The 6,239-nt window shown below is 38.6% G+C and carries 6 protein-coding genes and 1 pseudogene; 5 read left to right on the plus strand and 2 right to left on the minus strand.

The genetic code is table 11. The features are described 5' to 3' along the window. On the plus strand, positions 1 to 212 hold a 212-nt coding region (locus ACJAT7_RS17150), incomplete at its 5' end, for a hypothetical protein (RefSeq protein WP_415228021.1). A gap of 330 nt (positions 213 to 542) precedes the next feature. After that, positions 543 to 1,643 carry a hypothetical protein gene (locus tag ACJAT7_RS17155; protein WP_415228022.1) on the plus strand — a complete coding sequence of 367 codons (1,101 nt, stop codon included), beginning with the start codon at positions 543 to 545 and terminating at the stop codon, positions 1,641 to 1,643. On the opposite strand, the gene ACJAT7_RS17160 is transcribed toward ACJAT7_RS17155, so the two are convergent. Continuing rightward, a complete protein-coding gene (locus ACJAT7_RS17160) occupies positions 1,640 to 2,992 on the minus strand; it encodes an SLC13 family permease (RefSeq protein ID WP_415228023.1) in 1,353 nt (450 codons plus the stop codon). The two genes, ACJAT7_RS17155 and ACJAT7_RS17160, sit on opposite strands and share 4 nt — an antisense overlap. Before the next feature lie 160 nt (positions 2,993 to 3,152). On the opposite strand from ACJAT7_RS17160, the gene ACJAT7_RS17165 reads away from it, so the two are divergent. The 3 genes from ACJAT7_RS17165 (at position 3,153) to ACJAT7_RS17175 (ending at position 5,223) form a co-directional block, all read left to right on the plus strand. Next, positions 3,153 to 3,398, plus strand: coding sequence for a hypothetical protein (locus ACJAT7_RS17165; RefSeq protein ID WP_415228024.1), 246 nt, complete (start codon positions 3,153 to 3,155; stop codon positions 3,396 to 3,398). 337 nt (positions 3,399 to 3,735) lie between these two features. Beyond that, a complete protein-coding gene (locus ACJAT7_RS17170) occupies positions 3,736 to 4,185 on the plus strand; it encodes a DUF2798 domain-containing protein (protein ID WP_415228025.1) in 450 nt (149 codons plus the stop codon). A 441-nt stretch (positions 4,186 to 4,626) separates the two neighbouring features. Beyond that, complete coding sequence (locus tag ACJAT7_RS17175) at positions 4,627 to 5,223, plus strand: PEP-CTERM sorting domain-containing protein (protein ID WP_415228026.1); 597 nt, start codon at positions 4,627 to 4,629, stop codon at positions 5,221 to 5,223. 407 nt (positions 5,224 to 5,630) lie between these two features. Here the strand turns inward: ACJAT7_RS17175 and ACJAT7_RS17180 are convergent. Beyond that, a pseudogene (locus ACJAT7_RS17180) lies at positions 5,631 to 6,239 on the minus strand (hypothetical protein); the annotation flags it as partial.

Here is a 6,239-nt window from a genome sequence, read left to right on the forward strand (position 1 = left end):
AGGAAAAACGCACCAATGATTCATCGTTACTTATCTATGCACTCGACTTTTCTGAAATAAAGAAAGAAAGTTCAACTTCTACTTGTCGTTACAATGCGCCAGAAGATGAGAGAGCAACTGATCCAGACGATGATATATCTGCAGGAGGTGGAATCGGTTTTAGCGGGTTAGTTTTATTGCTATTTATAACAATAAGAAGACGTTTGCTCTAAACTCACTTTGCGGCAAGCTTTCTGGTAATCGCCTTAAGGTGAGATTTCAACCAACGCAAAATAAATGAGATGAACCTTGGCGGTAAATAAAAACCGCCTGCTAAACCACAGGCAGCGACTGTGTCATTGGTGTGGGGCTACGTAGGTAATTGTTATGATAATTCAATCGCAACAGTGAGTAATGGCACTGTTAGCTTTAATGCCGGAGTTGAAGGTTTAATTCTGCTTGAAACAATGTAAATAAAATGAGTTAATAAATATAACTCATCTACAACGAATGCCGTTCAGTTAGTTTGAACGGCATTTTTTTTTATTTAAGGAAAACAGATCATGGAAGCAGAGCGCCAACAAGCACAACAAGCATTTGCCGAGAGCGAACAAAATATAGAACTGGGATCGCTACACGATTTTCCGTTAACGCTGCAGCAGCTTAAAAGCACCACTGAAAATTCAAGTTATGTGGTGGAAACATTTAATTCAGGTCTCACTGCAGTGGTTTATCATTTACAAATAGAGGGGAAAAGCTGGACGCTAAAGCTTAAACGCAAGGTCAGTTTAGTTAATAATATTGATGGGCAAACCTCTTTTTTAAATGAGGTTCAGCGCCGCCGAGATCTTGCTCAGCTTAAGAAAGCTAATCCTGATAATTTTAAACATATTGTAGATACTCAATTTGCCTCATTTAGAGACGGTATTATTCTTTCGCCTTGGATTGCCGGCGAACCACTGACTGCATTAAACCGAGATCTCTTTGTACAGATTTTTAGCGCCATAATGGACCTTGAATTAAGCGGTTTGTTTGAATGGGATTTTTGTCCGGGCAATATTTTATTAGACAGTAACAATGAGATAAAACTGTTTGATTTTGGTTATATGTATCAGTTTGATCCTAAAAAACAGTTTAATAGTAATGGTCAAAAAACGCCGCTATTCCATGGCATCGAGCGCTTTGAAACGCGCTTCTTTTTTGATTTTATACTGAAAAACCCTCTTGATTTAAGCAGTGAGGCTCTATTTTCTCTCTATAAAATTGAAAAACAGTGTGCCTTACAAATTTATCAGCAAAAACTGCAAAAACTCATTGAGTTGGGTGCAGATGCATCTGTGATTGCTTGGCAAAAGGCAATTAATCAGCATTGGCAAACTGCACTGTTAGACGATAGCGCGTTAAAAGCGCTTTATCTGCTGGAAAGTTTTCGTTCCAATCTTTTGGACTTGCTTGATGATCTGCACGGCCAGTCGTGCTCCCCCTATACGCTACAAAAAGCAGACCTAGTATTGAACCTAACCGAACAACACTTTGAGCTGATAGCTGCAAGTGATGGTTTTTTCTTTGGTGATGAGAAACTCAGTAAAAAGGCGTTAATAGATAAATATAGCCAATTTCGTCAGGACGCTGAGCGTTTTCAACTTAAAAAAAGTGCTGACTAATTTATAAAATAACGCCAGTAACCATAAGAAAAGAGTGAAACGAGCAGAATGCCCAGTAGGTTTAAGACAATACCGTACTTTATCATACAGCTCACATTGACCGCCTCGCAGCTCATCGCTATCGCATTAGGCGGGGTGGCAATCGGCAACATAAACGCATAACTGGCACAAATAGTTGCCACCATCATCAGCAGTCTTGTGTCTAAACCGTTTTGTTCTGAAAGGGCATAGATAACCGGCAGTATCATTGATATAAGCGCGGTATTGCTGGTGATCTCGGTTGAAAATGTAACTAAACTAGCGATTAAAACAATAAGCAGTAGCGTAGGTAGCTGGCTAAAGTTTTGTAAAAACAGTGCAAGTTGATCGGCGAGACCTGTGCTTGTAAACAGGGCCGCAATGGAAAATCCTGCGCCAAACAGCAAGATAATCTCAAAAGGGATTTTTTTTATATGCTGCCATTTTAGGATATTAATCGGTGGTAAAAACAGCAGCAGCCCCGCGCTTAATAACAGACCTTTTTCATTTAACCCTAATCCGCCGTAGTAGGGCTTTATCGGTGAATTGGCAAACAGCAAAAAGATCAGGCTTATCAATACAAGTGTTACTTTTTTCTGATCCGCTGTGAGCTTGCCCGTTATTGGCTGATGCTGTTTATCTAACGTTTTATCTTTTGTACCCCATGAAAGTAACCATCCCAGTAGTAAAAACATAATAATAGCTAAAGGCAGCAGCAGCATGACCCATTGTGCAAAGGGGATGCTGGGCAGTTGATATCCCTCAAGTATTCCATACAGAATGAGATTTGGCGGGGTGCCGATGGGGGTGATAATGCCGCCGATGCTGGCTCCGTAGCACAGTGCTAACGCAAAACGTTTTCTTAATGCACTGTCATCGGATAAAAACAGTACCAGCGGCATTAATAATAAACAGCTGGTGGTATTGGATAAAAACGCGCTCAGGCTACCAGCTGTTAACGCTAACGCGTAAATCATACCGCGCACCGTATTGGGAAATATATCTAATATCTTATTGGCAATCACTTTATGGAGATCTGTTTTTTCAACGCCAATCGCTAATAAAAATCCGCCAATAAACAGAAAAATAATAGATTTACTGTAATTGCTGGTGACCAGATCGGTTGGCATTAAATTAAACATTGGAAAGAGCAAGATAGGGAAGAGTGAAACCACGCCAAGTGGCAAGGCATTGTTGCTCCATAAAATCACTAAAAAGCAGATCAGGCCCAGTGCTGTCGCCTGTTCGTATGGCAACCAAAAATGGCAGAAAAGATATAATAAAAAAGCACAAACAAGTGCGATAAAAATCTTAGCGAGATTGCTATCCATATTGCCGTCCAATAGTGAAATATCTGTCTATAATTTTAGTATCAATATAAGATTTTTTTATCGAAAAAGCAGAGGCAGTATAATAAAACATCAAGAAAAAGTCGGGAATGCCGATAACTTGATTAACAGTGTTAGCTATGGGAAACAATAAGGAGGGTATATGAGCCAACATCTTATCATCGACTTTATAAATCGTACTTATGTTTTTAAGCCCTTTAATGACGCTAAAATTGCGAATCATAAAATTAAAAAGTATCAAGCCTCTAACCGCAACAACAATGTTTCCCCTGAGATGTTTGCAGAAAGTATCCATCCTCTGACTAAAATTGAAGTAAAAAAAACAGATGAGGAGAAAGAGCAAAATCAAGATGTAATAACGGATAAACATGTTGATGTCACTGTGTGATTTAGTGATCGTTTAGCCGTCGTATTATGTTAATAAGTTACATTATTTTTGACAATAATTTTATCGTTAAGATGATTGTGCAGGACGGTTCACTTCCCTGTCTATTTTTAATATTGCAATAAGTACCCACTTTCTAATCCATCATCTCAGGCATTACATCCCCGTACTCACTGCTATGTTCTGGAAAAGAGCCTATCTCTTTATTTGATAAGCGCCTCTTAACCAATAGAAACTCACTTTTTAAGTCTGATTGCACAGAAAAAAACTAAAAGAACAAGACTGTTTTTGTCTAAATTTACTAATTATACTGCGGAAAATTTATTAAATATGGATAGAGATGATGTCTAAACTTTTTACAAAAATGCTTATTATTTTTAGTATTGTGGTTGTTATCGGAGGCACGCTTACCTTTGCAATGACTTGGAGAAATGTTGGATTTGGCGATGAGTTTTTAATTTCCTGGCTGACTTCATTTGCACTTTGTGTACTTTGTATTGCACCCATTGGCGGTGTTATTTCAATGCTGTTAAACAAAAGTTTGACGACAATATTGCCTAATATCTCTGCTATTAAAATGAATATCCTATTTGGCTTTTGTATGGCTATTATAATGGAAGCGATTATGGCCGCTGTTACCACAGTTAATATCTATGGTTTTGTTGATGTTAACCATTTCATCTATGTGTGGATTGCTAGCCTGCTGGCTGCCTTACCTATCGGCATTGTGTTCTCTATTATTATGTCTCTGATTGTTAAACCAAAATTAACTTTGTTTTGGGCTAAATAAATCTCAATGTTTTTTTTGTTGCTCAACAATGAGCGCTTTAAATATTAGAAGCCAATGAGCTTAAAAATGTCGAAAGAAGGGATAAAAGTTTGGTTGCCCTCAATCAGCGTAAAAAGTGTGAAACATTTGATTGCCGATATGCCTGTTTTTTATACAAAGTGTCAGTTGTCTTTACACTGTATTTTGTAAATAAGATTAAATAAGCACTTTTTCAGTCTAAAAAGGACTAACTATAAAAAAACGGTTGGTTTAACACCGCTGTAATAATAGTATTTAGATTCTGTCAGTATTCTTTACACTTTTTAAATGACAATCAATTTACTTGCGGATATTAAAAATTAAGTGGTTGATTTAATTGTAGTAAATATAGCTGGTACAATAAATGCATTGAAACCTATATAATTGTCAAGATAATTTATTACAACATCAAAGGGTTTACTCATGTCTATACGCTCATCGGTTTTATTACCATTAATAATGGTCTTCTCAGCCAGCTCTGCTTTCGCTACCGTAATTACTAGTGAAGATTTCACCAGCGGCGCTTCCGGCTGGACTAATAACAGCACCAGCGTTATTCAAGGCAATCAGGTTTTAGGTGGTTTTAATCTTTTTGGTGCAGGCGTTTCTACCGAAAAAACTTTTGCCTTATCTGGCAACCAGTCTAGTGTTGATATCGCCTTTGATTTCTGGAAAGGTGATTCATGGGATGGTGAAGTTGCGTATGCATATGCGAATGGCGATCTTATCTACTCACAACAGTTCATGTATTTTGAAGGTAGCCAACAGGCAGGTCAATCTTATTATCTCTGGAATGAACTACTGGTACCTGTCTCTGTAAACTATGCGACAACTGCTAGCTCATTAACACTGCAATTTACTTCGTCATTAAACCAGGGAGCAAATGATGAATGGTGGGCCATTGACAACGTGGTAATAACTGATGATGTCATTGCTTCTGTACCTGAACCTACTAGTTTGATATTACTGGGCTTGGGTTTAATCGGCTTCGGTTTTAACCGTAAAAGAAAAATGGCTTAAACACTACTACCTTATTTTTTAACCCGTCTATCTGGACGGGTTTTTTATCTCTTAATGCTTTCTAGTTCAACACGTTTTCCCTAGAAGGCGTTAATCTACTTTCTCCGCTCCAATTGCTCCCTAAGCTCGCCCGCCATAACAACGCTTTTGACGTTAATTGCTTCATTAATATCGCGACTAGTGTGGCATTCAGGATGCTCCCTCGATCTGATTTTAAGCGGCATTGCTTTACTTATATATACACCTAGAACAATGGCAACACTTTGAGCTTGGCAAAATCTATCTATTTCTGAGATAGTTCACCGCGCGCACTCTGTTTTATACTTTAATTGGTGAATAAACTCGGCCCATGAAAGATCGGAAAAAAGATTTAACTGTCCCATCTTTTTGCCACTATCTTTTTTCAATTAATCTCTTATCAGCTCAAGATCTGCTCTAAGTAAAGGTGTATCAATATTGCCATCGGTTTTATCTTGTGCTGCAATAATTGCAGCTGTTAAAGCAATCAGGGTGGATGTCAGCATGGTTAATATCATAGGCCAAAGAGAGTCTGTTGTTAGTATTGCAGCTAATGCGCTGACAGCGGCAGCCGTTCCATATTGAACCGCTCCCAGTAATGCGGATGCGATACCTGAATTTTTTTCAAAATAATGCATAAACGAGACGCTGGCGTTTGGCAAAATACCCGCATTAGATGATGCGCACAGAATAAAGCCGATTACCGCAAACCAGAGGTTGTCAGGGGCCATAATCATGGAGCTGACTAAGATCATTCCTCCCAACAGCTGCAGAGAAAGAAACGCTTTTAATAACCTAGGGGGTTCATAACGGTGTAACAGTAAACTATTGAGACGGTTAATAATGACAACCACGACGACATTGGCAATAAATAATCCAGAAAAAAGCTCGGGTGATACGTGAAAGTGTTCTATATAAGCAAAGGGAGCATTGGCAATAAAAGTCATCATCACCGCATAACCAAATCCCTGTGCAATGAGGTAACTCAGCGCGCGACG

It is taken from the genome of Psychromonas sp. (assembly GCF_047632995.1).
Lineage (GTDB): Bacteria > Pseudomonadota > Gammaproteobacteria > Enterobacterales > Psychromonadaceae > Psychromonas.